The 23285-nt window shown below is 34.8% G+C and carries 19 protein-coding genes and 1 tRNA gene; 15 read left to right on the forward strand and 5 right to left on the reverse strand.

The features are described 5' to 3' along the window. Nucleotides 1–61: 61 nt before the first annotated feature. On the forward strand, nucleotides 62–1591 hold the full coding sequence (locus ACFSW4_RS04305) for a BCCT family transporter (RefSeq protein WP_377327666.1): 1530 nt from the start codon (nucleotides 62–64) through the stop codon (nucleotides 1589–1591). 193 nt (nucleotides 1592–1784) lie between these two features. On the opposite strand, the gene guaC is transcribed toward ACFSW4_RS04305, so the two are convergent. Next, the gene (guaC, locus tag ACFSW4_RS04310) at nucleotides 1785–2768 is read right to left on the reverse strand and encodes a GMP reductase (protein WP_377327668.1); all 984 of its coding nucleotides are present in this window, start codon (nucleotides 2766–2768) and stop codon (nucleotides 1785–1787) included. A gap of 224 nt (nucleotides 2769–2992) precedes the next feature. On the opposite strand from guaC, the gene ACFSW4_RS04315 reads away from it, so the two are divergent. The 4 genes from ACFSW4_RS04315 to ACFSW4_RS04330 all read left to right on the forward strand — a co-directional run bounded on the left by ACFSW4_RS04315 (nucleotide 2993) and on the right by ACFSW4_RS04330 (nucleotide 6750). After that, on the forward strand, nucleotides 2993–3571 hold the full coding sequence (locus ACFSW4_RS04315; protein ID WP_054752589.1) for a TetR/AcrR family transcriptional regulator: 579 nt from the start codon (nucleotides 2993–2995) through the stop codon (nucleotides 3569–3571). 104 nt (nucleotides 3572–3675) lie between these two features. Then, nucleotides 3676–5763: an MMPL family transporter gene (locus ACFSW4_RS04320; RefSeq protein WP_377327670.1), complete on the forward strand. Its 2088-nt coding sequence runs from the start codon at nucleotides 3676–3678 to the stop codon at nucleotides 5761–5763. Then, nucleotides 5763–5921, forward strand: coding sequence for a hypothetical protein (locus tag ACFSW4_RS04325; protein ID WP_279401411.1), 159 nt, complete (start codon nucleotides 5763–5765; stop codon nucleotides 5919–5921). The genes ACFSW4_RS04320 and ACFSW4_RS04325 overlap by 1 nt, the downstream gene beginning before the upstream one ends. Before the next feature lie 184 nt (nucleotides 5922–6105). Then, nucleotides 6106–6750, forward strand: coding sequence for a hypothetical protein (locus ACFSW4_RS04330; RefSeq protein ID WP_377327672.1), 645 nt, complete (start codon nucleotides 6106–6108; stop codon nucleotides 6748–6750). Between the two features lie 6 nt (nucleotides 6751–6756). On the opposite strand, the gene ACFSW4_RS04335 is transcribed toward ACFSW4_RS04330, so the two are convergent. Beyond that, nucleotides 6757–7800, reverse strand: a complete 1044-nt coding sequence (locus ACFSW4_RS04335) for an acyl-CoA dehydrogenase (protein WP_377327674.1) — start codon at nucleotides 7798–7800, stop codon at nucleotides 6757–6759. Nucleotides 7801–7978: 178 nt separating this feature from the next. Between ACFSW4_RS04335 and ACFSW4_RS04340 the strand changes: the two genes are divergently transcribed. Next, nucleotides 7979–8185 carry a hypothetical protein gene (locus tag ACFSW4_RS04340; protein WP_054752582.1) on the forward strand — a complete coding sequence of 69 codons (207 nt, stop codon included), beginning with the start codon at nucleotides 7979–7981 and terminating at the stop codon, nucleotides 8183–8185. A gap of 48 nt (nucleotides 8186–8233) precedes the next feature. Beyond that, nucleotides 8234–8306 (forward strand) — tRNA-Ala (locus tag ACFSW4_RS04345). A 100-nt stretch (nucleotides 8307–8406) separates the two neighbouring features. Here ACFSW4_RS04345 and ACFSW4_RS04350 read toward each other — a convergent pair. After that, nucleotides 8407–9513: a tyrosine-type recombinase/integrase gene (locus ACFSW4_RS04350; protein WP_377327676.1), complete on the reverse strand. Its 1107-nt coding sequence runs from the start codon at nucleotides 9511–9513 to the stop codon at nucleotides 8407–8409. Nucleotides 9514–9634: 121 nt separating this feature from the next. Next, nucleotides 9635–9826: a helix-turn-helix domain-containing protein gene (locus ACFSW4_RS04355; protein WP_054752580.1), complete on the reverse strand. Its 192-nt coding sequence runs from the start codon at nucleotides 9824–9826 to the stop codon at nucleotides 9635–9637. Between the two features lie 516 nt (nucleotides 9827–10342). On the opposite strand from ACFSW4_RS04355, the gene ACFSW4_RS04360 reads away from it, so the two are divergent. From ACFSW4_RS04360 to ACFSW4_RS04370, 3 genes are all read left to right on the forward strand, one after another. Then, nucleotides 10343–11353, forward strand: coding sequence for a hypothetical protein (locus ACFSW4_RS04360; RefSeq protein ID WP_054752578.1), 1011 nt, complete (start codon nucleotides 10343–10345; stop codon nucleotides 11351–11353). Nucleotides 11354–11746: 393 nt separating this feature from the next. Next, a complete protein-coding gene (locus ACFSW4_RS04365; protein WP_377327678.1) occupies nucleotides 11747–12109 on the forward strand; it encodes a helix-turn-helix domain-containing protein in 363 nt (120 codons plus the stop codon). Nucleotides 12110–12213: 104 nt separating this feature from the next. Further along, entirely contained in the window at nucleotides 12214–12513 is a 300-nt protein-coding gene (locus ACFSW4_RS04370; RefSeq protein ID WP_377327680.1) for a hypothetical protein, read from the forward strand. Between the two features lie 472 nt (nucleotides 12514–12985). On the opposite strand, the gene ACFSW4_RS04375 is transcribed toward ACFSW4_RS04370, so the two are convergent. Then, complete coding sequence (locus tag ACFSW4_RS04375) at nucleotides 12986–13480, reverse strand: hypothetical protein (RefSeq protein ID WP_377327682.1); 495 nt, start codon at nucleotides 13478–13480, stop codon at nucleotides 12986–12988. A 929-nt stretch (nucleotides 13481–14409) separates the two neighbouring features. Between ACFSW4_RS04375 and ACFSW4_RS04380 the strand changes: the two genes are divergently transcribed. The 5 genes from ACFSW4_RS04380 to ACFSW4_RS04400 all read left to right on the forward strand — a co-directional run bounded on the left by ACFSW4_RS04380 (nucleotide 14410) and on the right by ACFSW4_RS04400 (nucleotide 22903). Further along, nucleotides 14410–15525: an RNA-guided endonuclease InsQ/TnpB family protein gene (locus ACFSW4_RS04380; protein ID WP_377327684.1), complete on the forward strand. Its 1116-nt coding sequence runs from the start codon at nucleotides 14410–14412 to the stop codon at nucleotides 15523–15525. 791 nt (nucleotides 15526–16316) lie between these two features. Then, nucleotides 16317–16523 (forward strand): hypothetical protein, encoded by a 207-nt coding sequence (locus tag ACFSW4_RS04385; RefSeq protein WP_054752571.1) that lies wholly within the window; start codon nucleotides 16317–16319, stop codon nucleotides 16521–16523. Between the two features lie 35 nt (nucleotides 16524–16558). Then, nucleotides 16559–18568 carry a type I restriction-modification system subunit M gene (locus ACFSW4_RS04390; protein WP_377327686.1) on the forward strand — a complete coding sequence of 670 codons (2010 nt, stop codon included), beginning with the start codon at nucleotides 16559–16561 and terminating at the stop codon, nucleotides 18566–18568. Further along, entirely contained in the window at nucleotides 18565–19926 is a 1362-nt protein-coding gene (locus tag ACFSW4_RS04395) for a restriction endonuclease subunit S (RefSeq protein ID WP_377327688.1), read from the forward strand. The genes ACFSW4_RS04390 and ACFSW4_RS04395 overlap by 4 nt, the downstream gene beginning before the upstream one ends. Then, complete coding sequence (locus ACFSW4_RS04400) at nucleotides 19916–22903, forward strand: type I restriction endonuclease subunit R (protein WP_377327690.1); 2988 nt, start codon at nucleotides 19916–19918, stop codon at nucleotides 22901–22903. The genes ACFSW4_RS04395 and ACFSW4_RS04400 overlap by 11 nt, the downstream gene beginning before the upstream one ends. The last annotated feature ends 382 nt before the right edge of the window (nucleotides 22904–23285 follow it).

Genomic DNA, 23285 nt, shown 5'->3' on the forward strand with positions numbered 1-23285 from the left:
ATTAAGAGCTTCCTAAAGATAATATAAGCATAGGGATTGTCATCAAGAAAGGGGCTCTTATATGTTAGCTAAATTAACACCTGTATTTAAGATTGCAGCAGGGATTATGCTTATATTAGTGATTGTTGGTATGGTTTGGCCAGATTGGTTAGAGCAAGTCACAACCGACGTCCAAGGTGTAATTGCCAATGCTTTTGGATGGTATTATTTAATTGTTGTAACGTTTTTTGTTTTAGTTTGTCTAGTTTTTTTATTTACGCCCTTAGGAAAAATTCGATTAGGTAAGCCAGGCGAAAAGCCTGAGTTCTCAAGACCGACTTGGATTGCGATGTTGTTTAGTGCAGGGATGGGGATTGGACTTGTCTTCTGGGGCGCGGCTGAACCGATTAGTCACTATGCCGTTAGCTCGCCAACGTTAGAAACAGGTACTGATCAAGCAATTAAAGATGCAATGCGCTTTACATTTTTTCACTGGGGTGTTCATGCGTGGGCAATCTACGGTATTGTCGCGCTCGTATTAGCGTATTTTAACTTTAGGCATGACAAAATGGGGCTGATTAGCGCGACTCTTCATCCTTTGTTTGGTAAAAGTATGGAAGGGAATTTCGGGCGGTTAATTGATGTCCTAGCCGTAATCGCAACGGTCATTGGGGTGGCCACAACATTAGGTTTTGGTGCCGTGCAAATAAACGGTGGATTATCGTTCTTATTTGATATGCCGACAAGTTTTTTTATGCAGCTGATCATCATTTCTATCGTAACCGTTTTGTTTATGATCTCTGCATGGACAGGCCTTGGAAAAGGAATCAAGATTTTAAGTAATGTAAACATGATACTTGCCGTATTATTATTTTTATTAATGTTTATTGTTGGACCAACATTGTTTATCTTAAATATTTTTACTAATTCAATTGGAACTTATTTTCAACAACTACCTGCGATGAGTTTCCGAATTGCACCTCTGAACGAGGAACTTAGAGCGTGGATTAACGGCTGGACAGTATTCTACTGGGCATGGTGGATTGCCTGGTCGCCGTTTGTCGGTATTTTTATCGCTAGGGTCTCAAAAGGAAGATCGATTCGTGAATTCGTCTTTACTGTCTTAATAGTCCCTTCTCTAATTGGTTTCTTGTGGTTTTCCACGTTTGGGGGTACAGCGATCTCGCTTGAACATAACGGAATGGATGTAATCTCTGAACTGGCCACGGAAGAAGCGTTGTTCGGAGTGTTTTCAAATTTTCCTTTAGGTATGTTAGCATCGATAGTTGCGATGATCCTAATCGGTACGTTTTTTATCACTTCTGCTGATTCAGGAACGTTTGTATTAGGTATGATGACAACTGGAGGGTCACATGAGCCAGGCCAACGAGTGAAGCTAGTGTGGGGTGCTTTGCTATCGGCAACAGCTTTAGCCTTACTATATACAGGCGGACTTCAAGCACTGGAAAATACCATGATCATAGCAGCCTTGCCATTTTCAGTGATAATGCTCCTCATGACCTTTAGCTTTATCAAATCCATATTCAAGGAAGGAAAAGAGCTCGGGTTAGGAGATGTAGAAGCGAATAAGAAATTAAAGAAAGATGAATAAGGAAAAATCCTGCGGACCCGCAGGATTTTTTCATTTTGAATGACCGATTGAAAACAGTTCTCGCCCGGACGCGAACAATTCTTGCTCAGATGCGAACAAATCTCGCTCGGATGCGGACAGTTCTCGCTGAGATGCGAACAGTCCCAACACAATTACGAACTAAAAAGTCTAAAATGCGGAAAAAACTAATTTTTTAATAAACTTTATCCCCATTAAAAATGGAGTTTTTTACAATAACATAGTCCACATGGCGAATCGCGTCAAGCTTAGTTCCGCCTGCGTAAGAGATAGCTGATTGGAGGTCTTGTTCCATCTCCGTTAACGTATCTTGTAAGTAGCCACGATGTTCAACCCATTCTTTTTTGCCCTCGACGTTCTTCTTTTCACCTTTTTGAAATTCTGAAGCGGAACCGAAATATTCTTTATAAAGCTTTCCGTCTTTTTCAACTGTTTCACCCGGTGATTCCTCATGTCCTGCGAATAGTGAGCCAATCATAACCATCGAAGCCCCGAAACGAATCGATTTAGCGATGTCACCATGAGTCCTGATGCCACCATCAGCTATAACTGGTTTTGAAGCGGCTTTCGCGCAAAGACGGATGGCAGCTAATTGCCAGCCTCCTGTGCCAAAACCGGTTTTAATTTTAGTAATACAAACTTTTCCTGGTCCAATTCCAACTTTAGTTGCGTCGGCGCCTGCGTTCTCAAGCTCACGAACAGCTTCTGGCGTCCCGACGTTACCGGCAATAACAAAAGCTCCAGGTAAGTGCTGTTTGATGTGCTTAATCATACCCACAACAGAATCGGCATGACCATGTGCAATATCGATCGTTATAAAATCTGGTGTTAAGTTTCCATCTGCTAATTGTTTGATAAACTCATATTCTTCAGGTTTAACTCCAACGCTAATTGATGTGATTAGCAGACGCTCCTGCATATCTTTAACAAACTGCATTCGCCTTTCTGGTTCAAAGCGGTGCATAATATAGAAATAGCCATTTTCAGCTAAATAAGTAGCAACTTTTTCATCAATAATCGTTTGCATGTTAGCCGGAACCACTGGAAGTTTAAAGTGGTGTCCTCCGAATTCTACCGACGAATCACATTCTGAACGACTATTAACAATACATTTTGCGGGAATTAACTGTACATCTTCATAATCAAATACATTTTCCATGTTTATCTCCCCTAAAAACGAATATTTAAAACAAATATTTATATAATGTTCGTACATTGATAATTTACAAGAAAAAGAATGGTTTGTCAAAAAGGAATTTGTTAAAATTGTTTGAATTTATATAGGGATAGGGAGAAAAGGTGTTATGAAAAAAGTTAATTTCCTCGAACATGTAAACCATTGGCTTATGTCAAAAGTGGTATAATAGCCATAGAGGTGATCGCATGGCTCGGCAGAAGAAATTTACAACTCAAGAGCTATTTCAAATGACTAAAGCTCTATTACTAGAGCATGGGTATGAAGGTTTTTCAATTAGCACATTGGCAGAAAAATTAAACGTTTCAAGAGGAACGATTTATAAGTACTTTGAAAATAAAGAGGATTTAATCACGGAATATATGCTGTATGAAATGAATAAGTATTTAGAGGAATTGAAGGAGATTCATCAGTTCGCAACTTTCGATGAGCAGCTTGACTTCTTACTAGATGTGATGTTCCGTAATCAAGAGCTTCAGAAGCTAATTGAAATGGGCCGGGATATTCCTGTGCAAGATAATGAAAAAGCAAAACTAAATCATGAAAAATTAGAAGCTAAGCACTTAGATTTGTATAACAATTTATTAAGTGTGGTTAGGTTAGGACAGAAACAGGGTAAGGTAAGAGAAAGAATACCGGAACCATTAGTGTTAGGATTTATTTTTCAATCGATTGTTATTCCGAATCACTTTGGTGTACCTTATGAAGAATGGGTGAAATCAATTAAAGATGTTATCCGACACGGAATGTTCAAAAGACTGAATTGACACGCTTTAGGTCATCGCAGATAATGAAAGTGACAGGTGTGTCATTTATTTTTTATATAAAGTGACGTTTGTGTCACTTTAACTGGAAGGGAGACTAGATATCAGTGGAAAAATTCTTAAGGGGTATAACAGATAGGGTCGTAACGAAAAAAGGGGTTTGGATCACGCTAGCAATTTGGGTTCTGGCGTCAGTCTTATTAGCTGTGTTTGCACCAAGTCCAAAAGATTATGAAGTCCCAAGCATTCAATCCCTACCTGAAGATCAGCAGTCTGTGATCGCTGAGAAAAAAGTGAACGAATATTTCTCAGAAGATGACGGAATCTTAGCTTTACTTGTGTTTGAAGGAAAAGAAGAAATCAATCAGGAACAGCTATCAAGTATTGTTAAAAAAATTAGAAGTGAAGAGGTTAATGGCTTTAAAGATATTGTCCCAGTAGATCAAATGCCGCCTCAAGCAGTAAGCCAGTTTCTTTCAGATGATCAAACGACAGCTTTTCTCCCAATGACATATAAATCTTCTTTGGAAACGAGCGACATCCAGAAAGCAAATGAACAAGTGTACGACATCGTAAACAATGATGAAAATCTTGAATTATACATTACGGGACCTGCCGGAATTTCAGTTGATTCAACAGAATTATTTTCAAGAGCAGATCTAGTCTTAATATTTTCGACAGTGGGCATTATTTTAATATTACTAGTCGTGATTTATCGATCGCCATTACTAGCATTAATACCACTTTTGGCAGCAGCATTTGTATATGAAGTTATTATGCAAACATTAGGAATTCTAGGCTCTCAAGGTCTAGCTCTAACCTCGCAAACGACTTCGATTATGTCAATTTTACTCTTTGCGGCTGTAATCGACTATTCATTGTTTGTATTTTCAAGATATCGAGAAGAGCTTAAAGATCATGAAAATAAATTCGATGCGATGCGACTTGCCATGAGGCATACAGGAATGCCTGTATTTTTCTCTGGCGGTACCGTGCTTGCAGCTATGCTAGTGCTATTTTTCGCTAAAAGCGGAGACTATCAAAACTTTGCTCCGACTTTCGCAACAGCCATGGCGGTTATTGTTATTGCATCAGTTACGTTAGTTCCAGCTTTATTTACGCTGTTTGGCAGGCGTTCGTTCTGGCCGAAAATTCCTAAAGTTGGAGATGAGAAACTAAAGAGTCATTCTTTTTGGAATAAGGTGGGGCGTGGCATTGTTAAAAGACCTGTCGTGTCAGTCGTTGTTGTAGCAATCTTCTTAATCATCTCGGCATTAAACATGTTTAATCTAAAATATGAATTTAATACATTAAATGCATTTCCGGAAGATATGCCTTCTAGAGAAGGTTATGAAGTGTTAGAAAACAACTTTGACCCAGGTAGTCTTGCACCAACTACCGTTCTTTTTGAAGGTGAAGAGACGATTACAGATGAAGAGCAACAAGCATTCGTGGATGAACTAAGCTCAGAGCCAGTGGTGAATAACGTAAGCATTGATGGGATGACAGAAGATGGTGAGGTGATTAGTTTTACGTTAACTTATTCTGAAAATCCTTACGAGACTGAAGCCATTAATGCGTTAGAAAATACGATACAATCCTCTGAAGATATTTTAAATGAAATTGGCGTTGAGGGAGACCTTTATTTTGCAGGCGAAACGGCACGGATCGTCGATGACCGTGAAGTAAACAATCGAGACATTATAGTTATTGTGACGTTAGAGACGATTTTAATATTCGCCATGCTAGTGGCCTTAACCCGTTCATTTAAAATGCCAATTTATATGATGGGAACGATTTTAGTTTCGTTCTTAGCAGCGTTAGGTCTCGGCATGTTTTTAACTGAATTATTCTTTGGTATTGATACAATCAGTAACCGGGTACCACTCTATGCTTTTGTCTTTTTAGTAGCTCTTGGGATTGACTACAACATCATGCTCGTTTCAAGATTTCAAGAAGAGCGCAAAAAACATTCAGTTAAGAAAGCAGTCGAACTCGCCGTTGCCAATACTGGAGGCGTGATTTCATCAGCCGGTCTGATTTTAGCTGCAACCTTTGCTGTCTTAATGACCCAGCCGATTCAATTACTATTCGTCTTCGGCTTTATTGTGGCAGTTGGGATTCTGATTGACACGTTTATTATTAGAGGTGTCTTACTCCCAGGATTGATTGTGTTGTTTGAGAAGGATAAGTAGTGGGGGAGACAGATCCGTTCATGAAAAGCGGAGTTACGTTTATAGAAAGCGGAGTTACGTTTATAGAAAGCGGAGTTACGTTTATAGAAAGCAAAGTTACGTTCATAGAAAGCGAACTTACGTTTATAGGAAGTAAAGTTCCGTTGATAGAAGGCTGAGATCCGTTCATAGAAATTGGAGAACCTTTTATAGAGTCAGATATACATTCATAGAATTTAAATAATCCATAAAACATTTCAAATATTATTTTCAACCTCCTTGCCAGATAGCTAGGAGGTTTTTTCATATTTAAGAAGGAAAAAGTTCGCTCTTAAAGAATATATCTTAAGTTAGGGGGATATTATGAAAAATAAATTATTATTCTGGGTGTTTTTTATCATACTCATCATAATCAATTCGTATTTATACAGGCTATTTTTTATGAAAGTACAGTTCATACCTGATAGTTTAGAGACAAGTGTCTTTATGCCTTTTGTCATTATTCTACTTTATATTTTAGGTGTCATTCCGTTCACCGCTTACATATCAGAAGAGCTGGTTAAATTCATTGCCAATCAGAAAAAAGCGACAAGAATCGTTTTGATTAATGCGATTATTCTTACACCAATCCTAGTCGCTTCTCTCATGTATTATAACGAATATAAAGAAAAAGGTTTAGTTGAGGCGATGGATTATGAATCAGATGAATTCGAGGGATTAATGGTAATGGGACTTGATATAAGAACAACTCAAAAAGAGCACGCAGATGAAATTATGGAGTTTTTAAGCCGATATAATGTAAAAAAGATGCGAGACAGTGAATGGGACTCTTTCATAGGAGAAAAGGGAATTTCACTTAATATTCAAACTGAAGACCGCCCCATTTTTACAAGCATATTTGAGAGTCGATTAAGGCTGAACACGGAGTATTATGAGGTTATTAATGGACCCATTGATGTCGACTGGCTTTTTAACTATGTAGAAAGCATCAAAACGGTAGTGAATTGATGCTTTCTAAACTAATAATTTATGCTGCGAGGCGGCGTGAAGATCACGGTAAATTCGGTTCAAATCAGTGCTTTCCATTATGGCGCCCATTCCTAAGAATCGGTAAATCACTTGAGCTCCACTCACTGCACGTCCAGCAGCAGACTTGCATAATTCCTGCAGGTCGATTAAATCTAAATCTGATAACATTTCACCTCGGACATGCTGATCCCAAGTGCGATCAATTAATACATGGAACTTTTCCACCTCATCCTTAAAAGGTGTCTCCATCTCGTTAATCTTCTTCGTAACCTGCTCAAAACGCCCGGGTTCATACTGCTGCCACAATTCCTTTTTACTTTCAACCAGTCTTTTTGCTTCTTCAAAAAAGTGCCTCGCAATTCCAATCGTTGTAGCGGCAATATTGGCTGCAGCAAATGGCACAAATGGATAATGGTAAACCGGGTTGTCAAAGTGAAAATGAGGCTTCAAGACGTCAAATGTTCGGTTTTCGGGTACAAATGCTTCCTGAACTTTAAACGTATGACTGTTTGTTCCTTTAAGACCGAACGCATCCCAGTCTTCAATCACTTCAACTTGTTCAGGTAAAAAGGTAAATGCATGTGTAATGTCAGAACCTTGAACGTGTGCATTAGCTGTAAAGGCCGTTGCATGCTTTGAACCACTGCAAAACTTCCATTCACCAGTTACAATATAGCCGCCATCAACAGCTCGGGCTTTACCCGATGGACGATCACTCCCCGCAATATAAACGTCACGTTTACCGAACACTTCACTGGCCCAGTCGGGTTCCATCGTTGTGACGAAAAAGCCAGCTCCAGAACCTATCTGCACTAACCAGCCAAAACTTCCATCAACCCACGCGGCATCTTCAAACACTTTAATCGCATCAGGAAGCGGCATCATTCTTCCGTCAAGATCTTCTGGAACAAATAACTTAAACAATTTTTGTTCATAGATGACGTCTAAAACTTCTTGAGATAATTCGCCCCTTTTTTCTATTTCGTAAGAATAGGATCTAATTAAATTTACAGTCTTTTGATCAAACATGTTCAACACCTCATTCTTTAGCAATTTGTTTTATTGCGATGGCTCGTTTCACAATAAAATGATGCATATAAAATATTATTATTGGCATATTCCATTCCTCTTTTGTCGTAAAAAGTATATGATTATCATATCATGTCGAATTGTGTGTTACACTTTAACAAAGAATGGAGGCTAAATGTTGTCTGTATCCGATTTTAACGCAGAGAAAAAGTGGAGAAGTCTACCTAAAGAATTTCAGAAAAGAATCCTCAGTAATGTGTTCTGTTTTAAATGTGGTGAAACGACTATCGTAGATTATAGTGTAAAAGATGACAACTTAGGCATCATCTTAGAAGGTAAATGTCAACAATGTGATAGTAATGTTGCGAGATTTATTGAAGATTAATAGTCTATTTTCTATTAAACAAGATTTTGCTATAATAAATCTTGTTTAGGGGCATTAGCTCAGTTGGGAGAGCGTCTCACTGGCAGTGAGAAGGTCATCGGTTCGAGCCCGATATGCTCCATATGCTTAAACCCTTGATATATCAAGGGTTTGTTTTATTTTTAAGAGTTGAATAATTTAATCGAATTATTGTGTGGTCATTTTTTGGTCATCAAACATCCTTAATCAAAAAAACCTTGACTTATTTTTTCTACTGCTCCATTTTGAAATGATGGCAATAAGTGACTGTAAGTATCTAAAGTCATTCTAGTATTTGCATGACCTAATCTTGACGCTACAATTTTTGGATGAATGTTCAACTCTAAACATAGCGTGGCGTGCGTGTGCCTCAAATCATGGAACCGGATTTTTTTCACATGAAGTCTTTTTATGTTGCGATTAAATGATCTCCTTAGATTGCTTGGATTAATTGGTGAACCGAGACTTGTACAGACAACTAAATCCAGTTTATCATTGTAAACGTCCCCAGTTTTAACCTTAATTTGTTCCTGTTTTTCTTTATGACTTTTAAGAGCGATTAAGGTTTCTTTGGTGAAAGCTACCTGGCGTTTACTGGTTTTATTTTTAGCACCTGGCTTAATTGTCTTACCATCATTGGACAATGTTTGTTGTATTGTTAACCTTTGACCTTCAAAATCAATATCTTGCCACCTCAAGCCTAAAATCTCCCCTTGTCTCATTCCTTCAACAGAGGCTAGTTGATAAGCAATGAAGAATGGGTCCCTTTTTGTATTCTCCAAAAAATACTGGAGCTCATGTTTGTCCCACACACTTACTTCTTGTGAGTCGCTTTTTGGCCTGGAAATTCTGTCCAACGGATTTCTAGAGATTAAATCCATATTTCTAGCATAGCTAAAAACACTTTTAATTATGGTATGGATTTTCTGAACTGACCTTTTTGAAAGGTTTTTCTCATCGTACAAATGAAAATAGAAATCTTCCACATCTAGAGGTTTAATTCTATCAATTTGCATTTGACCAAAAAACGGCAAGATATGAGTCTTAATGAGGTGTACGTATGCTTTATAAGTTACATCTTGAACCTCATGTTTTTTCTTTCTTAACCATTTCTGTGTTAATTCATCCAATTTCATCTTTGAAGTCGCTACATAAGTACCTTGATTAAGTTCATGTAAAATTAACGTTTGTTGCTGCATAGCCTCCTTTTTAGTTTTAAATCCCCGTCTTTTAATTTGTTTTGGGTATCCTTCTGGATTACTTATAACAAAGTAATAAGTACCTCTTTTTTTATCTTTATGAATTGACATTTTACATCTCTCCTATTTTATTTTCATAAAACAAAGGAGGTGTATTGACTACACCCCCAAATTGAGATGTAGCAGTCATTTGCCATATCTCAATCATCTTCTATAATTACTTCCTTGTCAATTAAGCACTCTGTTCATTAATCCAATCAAAAAAACTCTTAGTTGGGATACGGATGGATTTTCCAATTCGAATAGTACGAAAAGTATTGGAATGGACTAATTCATAAGCCTGTCGTCGGCCAATTTTTAGTATTTTTTGGATATCTTCTACTTTTAAAACTTGAGGGTAGTTTGTTTGATGAGTATTATTCATGTGGAACTTCCTTTCTGACGTGGATTATTGTTGGAATAACCAACTTGGGGGGTAAATGAGGGTTTTAAAATATAATTAATTATCTTTCAATAGCTTCTAATACCTCCTTCTATGAATTAAGGTTTGATCAGCGAGAACGAAATTAAAAAAGTGAAATTTAATGAGAGGGTGATAACTGAGGTTACTACACTTGGGTGATGAAAGAAGTACAGTGTAAAGTTATTATCTTTAATTAAAGTTTATACCAACCTATTTGATTTTGTCCATTTTATTTGGTTCGACCCCCATAAATAATTTTTTACCTCACTTTTTAATAAAAACCTCATGTGCTTTTATGGTAAAAACCCTAGAACATTATTAAGAGAATAATATTTTCATAATTGAATAGCATGCCTTATTCACATTCCAATGAATGTGATAAGAAATCTATTAAATTAGTTAGGGTCGGGAAAAAAATAATCCTGTAATGCTAGATGTACAAAGGGATAACCCGTTCCCGTAAGGAGGAAAAATGAAATGATACATACCTTTAGTTTCTACGTAAATGGTGTAAATAACCAAGATTTACAGCAACTATTCACCTTAAACAATATTAACTTAAACCAATTTACTTACATTAAAGCTGCGGTTGAAAAATTAAATCAGAGATTAAAACAAAAATTAAATCAAGCATTAGTCATTAGTTCAATAATATTTAACTGTGACAACGATTGGACAGTTAAATGCAAAGTAGATGTGACAAAACTATTATCTCGTGGCACCATTAAAGAAACAGATTATCACGAGGTTGAACGTATTTTAAGAACATTTTTTGATCAATATTGTGGTTCTGCTGAATACTTCGATCAACATGTTTTAACGAGAATAGACTACAAATATGACATATGCATTCCTTCAGCCACAGATAGAAAGTTACTGTTTTTCTTGTTTGAGAAGTATACAAGCCTATACCGTTTTAAGGTTAAGGTTAAGTGGGGGAAAGACGAAAATGGGAAGCCACTAAAATATGAAACAAGTCAATATCACAAAAACAACAGTGTGCAAATTATTGTGTATGACAAAGAAGCAGAAAGAAGGGCTAATAATGAGATAATATTACCTTATGAGCGAAATATTCTCAGGTATGAGTTAAGACTACATAACCAGCATTTAAACTCGATGAAAAGAGAAGATTCAAAGGGACATAGCCAATCAAAGAAACTTTCTGTTTATTTTGTGGACTCAATGTGGGAGTATTATATGAAAAAAAACATTCTTTCAATTTTTAGACTAGGTGATTTTTATAAGGTCTATGAAGCTAAGAAAGTGGTTAAAAACAGTTCTTATACTAGGAACAGAAAAGAAAAACTAATCAAATTCCTAACTACCGTCTCTAAAGGTACAATAGATACTCCAAAAAAACATATGTCAGCACCGACGTACAGACAAATTATCAAGGATTTGGAATCCATTGATGTAAATCCTGTTCTAATCCCCAAAAATCGTAAGGACTTTCCTCCGTATTTCAAAAATCCCTTTCAAATTTAAGGAATTGGTTTCTTAAATTCATAAAATTTAGTTCACCAGTTGATTTTCATTTAAAATAGATATAACATTAGAGTGTAAAAATATCAAAGGTAAAACAACTCTCAAGAAGCATAAATTAAATGTGGTGGATACATTGAATAAAAAAGCAATAATTATCAATAAAAACAACATTTCAACACCTGATAGTCAATTGACTACAGGTGTTTTTTTCTTTTCCATTGACTATAGGAAATGGGGTAGATAAAACAAACGTAAATAATAAACATTGCTTGTTCATAGGGTATGAACTATTAATTCTCTTAGTTATTAATACTTAGATATTTAACTAGAATAAGTAGACTGAAAAAACAGGTCTGGTGTTATTACCAGTGAATAAGGAAGGGGAAAAGAAATATGGAAATCAGTAATTTAGATTTTAGTCGTTTGCTAAAAGAAGCTAGGGCAAAAAAAGGAGTTACTTTTGAGGAAACAGGGAGAGGAATTAGTTGCAGTCCATCTTATGTATATCGTCTTGAAAAAGGTGATCGTAAAATGCCGTCATATTCATTCGTTCAAAATGTTATTAACTATTTCGAGCTGACAGAAAACGATTTAATCAAGTATCAAATAGGGGTTTCAGAAGAGTACACATACAAAGCAAAAATAAATGAAGAGATAAAAGGAATTAACGTTGATAGTTATAAAGAAATTAATCATTTACTGAAAATGATTAAATACTATCAGGAAGTAATGCAAAATCACAATCGAAAAGGTTAGGAATGTAAAAAGTAGGCTGGTTAAAGATTAACTGGCCTACTAAATTCAGTAGAGTCAAGAACAAAACAGTATTAAACTTTTAAGTACAGAAAGGTTGGTACGTATTGAATAAATTAAATAAGGAAGAAGTTTATTCTTCGATAAGGCAACTGAGTGAAGAACAAGTAGGAAATTATCTTCGAGAAGTTTTTCAGGTAACTGAAAAATACCTATATGATAATTCTCAAAGCCTTAATGAAGAATTAATTAAAATATTTGAACAACTAGTGAATGATGCAAAGGATAAAAGGGATAAAGGCTATCGTAGATTAAATATTCCTTTACCAGAGATTACAATGTCACCAAAACAAAGAAAATTATTGAAGGAATTAGAATTTTACAAAAGATATCATGGAAAAAAATAATCTAATTTATAACTTAATAGTTTTAGCATCAAATAGCTAAATCAATGCGAAACAATTGAGGAGCTCTTATTTCTTTTTGTTATTTCAATAAAATAGAGATATAATTTAGATGAAAGACAGTTCGTGTTGTGACGAACTGCCCTTCATGTTATAGACTTAGCTTACTCAATAGGGGTCAGCACAAGTGTTCAAAAGTAGACACCCTAGCTGTCAAACTCAGGGGTGTCTGTTTTTGTTCAAACTTTAAAAACCATAATTTCTTAAATTCATAAAAGAACAACTAGGTTTAAATCAATGGTGGTGAAAAATAATGAGTATTAGCTTTAAACAAAAACAACATTTTTATAAGTGCTAACACCTGTTCTCGTACTAATGAGGACAGGTGTTTTTCTTTATAACAATAAGTTGTATGACTTTAAAGAGGATGTTTCAAACAATTAAATAAACCCTCCACTTTTGGAGGATTTATAAGTCATTCATATTTTTTTATGAATTCAAGCAAACATTGACTGAATAGCATGTTTAAACGAAAGTGAGGAAATTTCGTTGATTGCAGCGTTGTGAACCGTTCATAAATATCAGAATTTATTTGAATACTTTTGACTTGTGTTTTTGATTTCGGGTCATAAACTTCAGGATCTATAATCGGTTGCGTTTTTGTATATTCTAAAAGTTTCTTCAGTTCATCTTGGTGGGCATTCAGGAAATCTATTAGATCGTCCGAATGGGAAGTTGTTCTTGACATCATTGATTTGTACTCTTCAAGGGTCAGTAACTTATAATACTCCTTCTCTGCTTGATGATATTGATAATTTCCTTCTCTCATGATTTTACTGAATTTTGAAGGAGAGATGCCGTGCTTTTGAGCTACATTTTTTAAGTGATCAGTTGTCTCTTTTTTTAACATCTCATTTACATACACAACACGCTCTTCTGGCTTCATTTTCATAAGTTGTTGTTGGTTCATAATGATTCCCCCTTTAATAGTTTCATATTTTTATAGTAGATAAATAAATGAAAATTATAACTGAAACGGAGGTGATAAATATGACTACAGCAACTTTTATAATTTCTGGTGTGGCAATCGTAATGTCATTTATAGCATTGATATTATCGCTTAAACATCGTTAAAGATTGAGTTAGTAGGAACCTAACTTTTATTTGTAATATTAATCGATGTAAAATATGATAATTTGGGGCTTAGATTTTTATCTAAGTCCTTTTAGATTTTATTTTTTATTGCTCATTTTTAAACTCATCTGGTTCATTGAGCTAGGAGACTTCCCCCTATAAGACATCTTCAATAATCTGAAGAATTCTTTGTTGCTTCTGAACCAAAAAAACCTGACTTTTCTGGTTGCCCAAATACTCCACTATTACTCTGCTCAAAATTTATACTTAATAGAATAAATATTATTCAACCATCGATAAAATAATAGTTAAAACCAAAAATAATCTTTACTTCTTTTTCATCTTAGCTTCGTTCTTTTTTCTTTCACTTCCCTTTAGTAAGTATATTTCCTTCTTTTAATTGTGTAATCTCATATAGTCAATGTAATAAGTTGGGGTCTAATTTTGAAATAGGTAATTTCATTTATCTTAATGTTTACTCATCTAAAAATGTAATAATCTTGCAAAGTAATTGAAGGTATTGAATTAAAAATAAACAGCTAAGTAAATTACTAAATGAGAGGAAAATGATCACCAAAAGTTAGTTTAATTAAGACAGAATAATACAGTTGGGTTCATGACACTATTGGTTTAAAACAGAAGATAGATGGTTGCAATGAAATCATATAATAAATAAATTTAATAAATTTATGTTTTTTAGACATTCTAGAATAATGAGAGTTGCCTATTATTACCTAAACTCAAAAAAGGGGGTGTTAATGGCCTATGAACAAAGCAAATTTATTAAAAGAGGATACAATGCGGAAAAATGTAAAGTACCGTACAGTTAAAATTAAGATATTTCCAACACCTAATCAGATTGAAAATCTAAATCACATGGCAAAAGAACGTACGAAACTGATTAATGAGTTAATCGAAGAAATGGTAGAGGCTAAAAGTAGAATCTATAAAACAACGAAGGATATTGATACTCCTCTACCGTCCTCTATGAAGAATCAGGCAATTCGAGAAGCCTATAAATACCATGATATATCCCAAAAAAGGGGTTATCATTTAAAACCAATTGTCAAAAAACATATCTGTCAATGGCAAGGACAAACATTAAAAGTCTACGATGATGCAATATCTGTTACTTTTTTAACTGCTGATGGGTGGGGGCGTGCACAGGTAATCAAAGCAAATCTAAACAGTAGAGGTGATTACATTAGGGAACAACTTCGAAGATTACAGGCAATGTTAGTCACCATCAAAAAGATTAATAATAAGTGGATTGCAATGATTGTGCTGAAAGATAATTCCACTCTTGAACCACTTAAAGTTGAGAATATCGCAGGAATTGATTTAGGGATAAAGTGCCCCATCGTAGTCAAGACATCAAATGGGAAAATAAAGTTTATCGGTAATGGCAGGTATCTCGCCTTTAGAAGACGATGGTTTAGAAGCAAAAGAAAGGAGTTAATAAATCAAAATAAATCATACCTTGTGAAAAAAATAGCTAATAAGGAAGAAAGGTGGATGAGGGAACAAGATCATCAGTTAAGTCGGGAATTGGTGAATTACTTGAAAGAGAACGATGTAAGATTATTAAAAATGGAAAAGTTAACTGGTATTAGAGATATTAAAACAGACAAGAAAAACACATTAAGATTACATCAATGGTCGTTTTATCGATTGAGTCAATATATTCAATATAAATGTGAAGATGCGGGGATACAAGTCGAACTTGTGAATCCAAAATATACTTCGCAAAGTTGCCCAAAATGTAAAAGAAAAAATAAAACAAATACTAGAACTTATCGATGCATTCAATGTGGTTATGTTAGTCATCGTGATATTATCGGTGCAACTAACGTATTGAGTGCAACTACAATCACAAAGTGATTGGCCATAGGAGTTATATACTACCTATAGGACGAGGCTGTGGGGTCCTCCAACAATGGCGTGGCCATCGGAAACTTGATTAATAAGGGTATGATAGCTAAATGCCATTAACGCATGAATTAATTGCGACCCTCCGAAACATACCCATTTAAATTCTTTATTAAATTATATAAGTAAATATATTTTTAGTAAAATGGCATATTAAAATCATTACCTTCAGGATATTTTAATCGGTGGAAAATGATTACATTAAAATTTGCTGGTTCTTTATCTACTTTATTTATAACCTTATGCTTTTTCAAAAAAGTGAGCTTTTTCCTAAATGGAATTTGCTCTTTTTTAGTTAAAAATTTCCTTAGTTTTGTTCGTGATTTTTCAGGTTCACAAGAATTATTGTAGATTTACAAATTAGGTTACATTTTAGTGTGTAAATAATTAATCAAAATAAATATAAACGTTAAAATAACAATGAAAGTGAGTCTTAAATTGCGTTACAATTTAACCCCCATTTTATAATACAAACTTTTAAAATCACCTTTAAGTAAAATACAGTCAGGAAACCAACATTGATTAATATAAATTTGATTCATCGTAAAAGCATCTGACTTTATGTTTATGAACTGCTAGAATTTTATTACATGTCTTGTTGAATTTTTCGATTTCTCAAAGCTATATAGACTGTTATTGACTCATGGCAAAAGCTGTAATTTGTTGATATAATTGAACTATACTTTATTAAGTATTTTGATGGAGAATAACTGAGAGGCTTTATCTTTGCAAGGGGGTTAATAATGAAAATAACATATTATAATGATAGTAGAAGAGAAATATTAATTCACCCAGCTACGTTTAAACATGGTTGTAAAGGTAGTGAAGAACCTATTAAACCGTTAGAAGAAAGAACGTTTATTTTGCCTGATAATACAAGTCCTTTTATAAAGATGTGGGATTACGGAGTAGATAAAGGCTTGCAGATATTAATTATGCCTGAAAAATAATAAACAATGGAATGGAATAAGGGAGCGGTAAAAATATGAAGAACTTTAATGATAAAGTCAATTTTATATGGTCAATAGCTGAAATTTTGCGTGGGCCATATAAAAAAGAAGATTACGGTAAAGTTGTTTTACCGATGGCTGTTTTAAGAAGATTTGATTGTGTTCTAGAAGAAACAAAGGAAGATGTATTATCGCAATATGATAAATATAAGAACTTACCTGAAGAGTCACGTGACGAGATTTTAAATCGAACATCGAAACAGAAGTTTAATAATGTTAGTAAATATGATTTTCAAAAACTATTAAGTGATTCAGACAACATTGCTGATAATTTACGAGATTACATAAATGGCTTTTCGCAAACGGCAAGAGACATTATCGACTATTTTAACTTTGATACACAAATCGAAAAAATGGACCGAAATGACTTGCTATATCTTGTCGTCAAACGGTTCAGTGAGATTGATTTACATCCTGAAACAGTATCAAATATAGAAATGGGTTATATTTTCGAAGAACTGATCAGACGCTTCAATGAACACGCTGAAGCTGGGGACCACTACACACCAAGAGAAGTTATACGGCTAATGTGCCATCTGTTGTTCCTTAACGATGATGAGGTGTTCACAACCGAAGGAATCACTAAGACGTTATATGACCCTTGTGCAGGTACCGGTGGAATGGGTTCAGTTGCTTCAGAATATATTCGTGAGCATAATCCCTCTGCTAGCTTAAAGTTTTTTGGTCAAGAATTTAATGAAGAATCATATGCAATTTGTAAAGCTGACGTACTTATTAAAGGTGAAGAAGCCAAAAACCTCGCATTTGGAAATACATTGTCTCAAGATCAGTTCTCGAATCAGAAATTCGATTATTTATTAACGAATCCACCATTTGGGGTGGAATGGAAACCTGTCAAAAAGGCGGTAACAGAAGAACACGAGAATCAAGGCTATAATGGACGCTTTGGTGCGGGCCTTCCAAGGATTAATGATGGTCAACTTCTATTCTTGCAGCATTTAGTATCGAAAATGAAGCCTTTGTCAGAGGAAAACCCAAATGGATCACGTATTGCTATTGTTTTTAATGGAAGCCCATTATTTACAGGAGATGCAGGGTCTGGGGAAAGTAATATACGTAAATATCTAATTGAGCATGATTTAGTGGAAAGCATTGTAGCATTGCCTGATCAAATGTTTTATAACACTGGTATATCCACTTACATATGGATTCTGACAAATAATAAGCCAGCTCATCGAAAAGGAAAAATTCAATTAGTGGATGGTACGAAGTTTTATAAAAAGATGAAGAAGAGCCTGGGGCAAAAACGTCATGAATTAGATGAAGCGGATATCAATAATATCACACAGCTTTACGGAGAATTTAGTGAAAATGAGTATAGCAAGGTTTTTGACAATGAAGACTTCGGTTATCGAAAAGTCACTATTGAACGACCGTTACGTTTGAATTTTAAAGTTGATGATGGCCGCATTCATCGTCTCAATGATGAAAAAGCATTTCAGAATTTAGTTAAATCTAAGAAAAAAGGTGAAGCGGGAGTAAAAGAAGTTGAAGAAGGTGAAAAACTACAACAATTAATCGTCACCGCCCTTCAGGAATTAGAAAGCGATGAACTATACAAAAACCGAGAAGAATTTGAAAAATTACTCACTGATGCCTTTAAGAATGCAAACATTAAGTTGAATGCTACCTTAAAAAAGGCTGTTTTATCGGCACTATCTGAAAAAGATGAGACAGCTGAAATTTGTACAGATAAAAAAGACAATCCCGAACCAGATCCAGACCTAAGAGATACGGAAAACATTCCTTTAAAAGAAGACATCCATGAATATTTCGAACGCGAGGTGAAACCCCATGTACCAGATGCATGGATGGATGAGGAAACCATCAAAATTGGTTATGAGATTCCGTTCACCAGACATTTTTATCAATACACAAATCTGAGAAGTTCAGAGGAAGTCTCAAATGAAATTCGTGAATTGGAAGAAAGCATTATGGATAAATTGAAGAAGGTGATGGGGTGAAACAATATAATCAATACTTAGAATATACAAAAGAAAATCTTAGTTGGATGGGGGAGATTCCTAAAACTTGGGAGATTCATAAATTAGATAGATTGGCAAGTTTAGTTACTGGAAACACCCCCCCTAAAGCACAAGAAGAAAATTATAAGAACGGATATGTACCATGGGTGAAACCAGACAATATTTTAGAGAACCACAGGATTTCAGAAACAAAGGAAAAATTAAGTGGGGTTGGGGTGAAAAAGGCAAGGTTAATTCCACCATACTCTGCATTAGTTTGCTGTATAGGGTCTGTAGGTAAAGTTGGAATTAATAGTGTTGAGTGTGCGACAAATCAACAAATTAACTCTATAATTTTTGACAATGAGGAATGGAATAATAGATATGGATTATACTGTACTATTGCATCAGAACAAGAATATGAAAAATATTCAAATAAGGTTGTAGTAGGAATACTTAACAAACAGGCTCAAGGGAAAATAAAAATGCCTGTTCCACCATTGAATGAGCAAAGAAAAATAGCAGATTTCCTCGATCAAAAAACATCAGAGGTTGATGATTTAATTGCTGATAAAGAACGTTTAATAGAGCTTTTAGAGGAAAAAAGGCAAGCAATCATTACAGAAGCGGTGACAAAAGGGTTAGACCCTGATGTTAAGATGAAGGATTCCGAACTAACTTGGCTGGGCATGATACCCGAAAAATGGAGTGTAAAAAAAATAAAACATATTTCTACATTCATAGGTAGTGGAAAAACACCTAAAGGTGGAAGTGAAGTTTATAGTTCAGATGGAGTAGTTTTTATAAGAAGTATGAACGTTCATAATAAAGGGTTGAAGTTAGATGATGTAGTTTATATTGATAAAAAAATAGATTATGATATGAAATCAACAAGAGTTATTTCAAATGATATATTGTTGAATATAACTGGAGCTTCCATTGGACGGTCTTGTATTGTACCCACAGGTTTTCCAGATGCAAATGTCAATCAACATGTATGTATTATTCGACCTTCAAAAGTTCAAATTTATCCATCACTGCTTTCAAAATTAATGGTTTCTCAAACAGTTAAAGATCAGATAGATAGAAGCCAAAATGGTAGTTCCAGAGAGGGGTTGAACTTTTCGCAAGTTGGCAATATTTATTTTCCAATTTCCCCAGATTTAGAAGAACAAAAGAATATTTCAAATTATATTGAAGAGGAAATAAATAATATTGATAGAGTAATAATTGATATAACTCGTCAAATTAAAAAGTTCGAAGAATACCGCCAATCTCTCATCTATGAAGCGGTTACTGGAAAAATAGATGTACGTGACTATCCACTGGAAAGAAAGGAGGAGGCACATGCCGATTGATTATACTGAAAAAGGTTTTGAAGAAAATATTGAATCTGAATTGGTTCGCTCAGGTTATATTGAGCGTAAATTGACTGGAGAATCGTTGGATGAATTTAAACAACATGCCATCGATACAGAGGTATTCTTTCAGTTTTTAGAAGCGACTCAGCCAAAACAGTTGGAAAAGTTGAAGCGGGCATATAAAGAAAACTATAAGCAAAAGATTATTCATCGTTTATCAAAAGAGCTTTCAAGTCGAGGCATGATTGATTGTTTGAGACATGGAGTCAAAGATTATGGCGTTAAGTTGACGTTAGCCTATAATAAGCCTGTTTCAACAATGAATCGAACACTGTGGGAGCAATATGAACAAAACCTCTTTACAGTCAGTCGACAAGTGTACTACAGCCAGAAGAATAACAACAGCATTGATGTCCTCCTTTCTTTGAATGGTTTACCCATCATTGTGATGGAATTGAAAAACCATTTAACAGGTCAAACGGTGGATAATGCCAAGATGCAGTTTAAAAAGGACCGTGACCCCAATGAATTATTGTTTCAATTTAAAAAACGTGCTTTAGTGTATTTTGCAGTTGATCCAGATGAGGTATATATGACTACACGAGTGAGCGAAGATAAGACATTCTTTTTACCTTTTAATCGGGGAAACAATGGTGGTCGTGGCAACCCAACTGTTTATAACGATTACAAAACGTCGTATTTATGGAAAGATATTTTGCATAAAGATAGCTTGTTAGACATTCTTTTTCGTTTTATGTTTGTGCAAGAAGAAGACATCAAAGATAGCAATGGAGAAGTCATAGACAAAAGGGAAACGGTGATCTTTCCTCGTTATCATCAACTTGATGCTGTTCGACAAATTGAAGAAGATGTTAAAAAGAATGGAGCAGGTAAAAGCTATTTATCCCAACATTCAGCAGGATCAGGTAAGACAAATAGCATTTCATGGCTCTCACATCGGTTGGCAAAATTACATGATGAACACGATGAAGCCATGTTTGATAGTGTGATTGTTGTTACCGATAGACGCGTTTTAGATAAGCAATTACAGGATGCGATATACCAGCTTGAACACAAGACAGGATTTGTGGAAAAAATTGAAAAAAACTCAGAACAGTTAGCTCAAGCAATCAAAAATAAGGCAAAGATTATTGTGACAACACTCCAAAAGTTCCCTTTTATCATCGATCAAGTGAATGAAATATCAAAAGGGAAATATGCCATTATTATAGATGAGGCACATTCTTCACAAGGTGGTAAATCAGCAAGAGCAATGACAAGTCTATTATCCAATAAAACGTTAGAGGAAGCGATGGAAGAAGAGCAAATAGCGGAAGACGAATTAAAAGATGCTGAAGACCGAATTCTTGAGGAAATTGCTAAAAGTGGTCAACAAGAAAATATCTCTTTCTTCGCTTTTACCGCTACACCTAAACCAAAAACACTTGAAAAATTCGGAACACCAGGAAATGATGGACTACCGAGGCCATTCCATGAATACACCATGCGACAAGCTATTGAAGAAGGTTTTATTTTAGATGTGCTAAAGAATTATGTCACTTATAAGACATTCTTTAAGCTGGCGAAACAGATTGATGATGATCCTGAAGTTGGAAGTAAAAAAGCATCGAAAGCAATTGCACGCTATGTCTCATTACATCCACACAATATTGCTCAAAAAACTGAAATTATGGTTGAACATTTCAGGCAAGTGACTCAACATAAAATAGGTGGAAGAGCCAAAGCAATGGTGGTGACTAGTAGTCGACTTCATGCGGTTAGATATAAACATGCTTTTGACAAATACATCACTGAGAAAGGTTATACTGACTTGCAATCAGTCGTGGCATTCTCTGGAACGGTAGATGATAATGGTGTTCCATATACTGAAGTAGAAATGAATGGGTTTAGCGAAGGAGAATTACCCGATAAGTTTCACAGCGATGACTATCAAGTTTTATTGGTGGCTGAGAAATATCAAACGGGTTTTGATGAACCGCTTCTTCATACGATGTACGTTGATAAGAAATTGGACGGAATCAAAGCAGTTCAGACCCTATCTCGATTGAATCGTACATGTAAGGGTAAAAATGATACGTTTGTCTTGGACTTTGTTAATGAAGCGGAAGATATTCAAAAAGCATTTGAACCGTATTACGAGGTGACGCAAGTAGAGGATACTACAGATCCGAATATCCTCTATGATATTCAAACAGAATTAGATGCTTATCAAGTATATTCAAACGAAGAAGTTGATGAAATTGCGAATTTGGAGTATAGCGACAATAAAAGGAATTCGAGATTACAAGAAAAACTCAATTCATTATTAGATCTTGGGTTAAAACGGTTTAATGAAGACTTAAATTCAGAACAACAAGATGACTTTAAATCTGCATGTTCCAAATTTATAAGAACATATTCATTTGTACTTCAAATAGGTCCGTTTGCTGATATCGAGCTTCATAAGTTATATGTATACTTAAATTATTTATTTAAAAAATTACCTAAACACCTCTCTGATGGTGTTGATTTAGCTGATGATGTTGCCCTCGCCTATTATAAAAATGAAAAAGTATTTGAAGGCAGTATCTCCTTACAATCTGGTGAGGATCACAAGTTAAAACCAACCTCGTTCGGTGCAAGTGCAACACCAGAAGAAGAAAAAGAAAGATTATCATCCATTATAGAGCGTCTTAATGATCGATTCGGAACGGAATTTACAGAAACAGATAAATTATCCTTTGATCAAATTAAAGAGGATATAATCAATAATGAAGACTTAGCTCAAAAAGCAAAAGTGAATACGAAAGACAATTTTAAATTTAGTTATGAAGAGGCGTTTTTGGATATTGTAATTGATAGAATGACAACAAACGAAGAATTCTTTATGAAAATGTTGGAGAATAGTGACTTTAAGAATACAGTTATGAATTACATGTTTGAAGAAGTTTATGAAGAAATGGTAACAAGTTAATAATGAATACACAAAAGACAGTCTATCAAGGGAGTATTGTGATAGACTGTTTTTTGATGTTAATACTATTAGTAGTGATTGAAAGTCTATAACCTGAAAAATAGCTGACTAATAATGTATTGTAGCATTAACCAAAGGACGCAATAGGTTCATGCATCGAGAGGTTTCGTACTTATTGAATTATAGGTAACTGGAACTATTTTAGAACCTTACGCTTGCTAGAACGTTTGTAAGTAGTTTTTTTATTTCATCTTTAGGTTGGCTAACGGAAGCGTTAGATTTATTAACAGTTTTAAATGATTAATATTCTTGTCTAGATATTATATAATGTGTTTCAAATTTGAATTTCAAAATATGGTAAAATAATACTATAACCATTTGT

Origin of the sequence: Piscibacillus salipiscarius (assembly GCF_042685285.1) — a bacterium.
Classification (GTDB): Bacteria; Bacillota; Bacilli; order Bacillales; family Alkalibacillaceae; genus Piscibacillus; species Piscibacillus salipiscarius.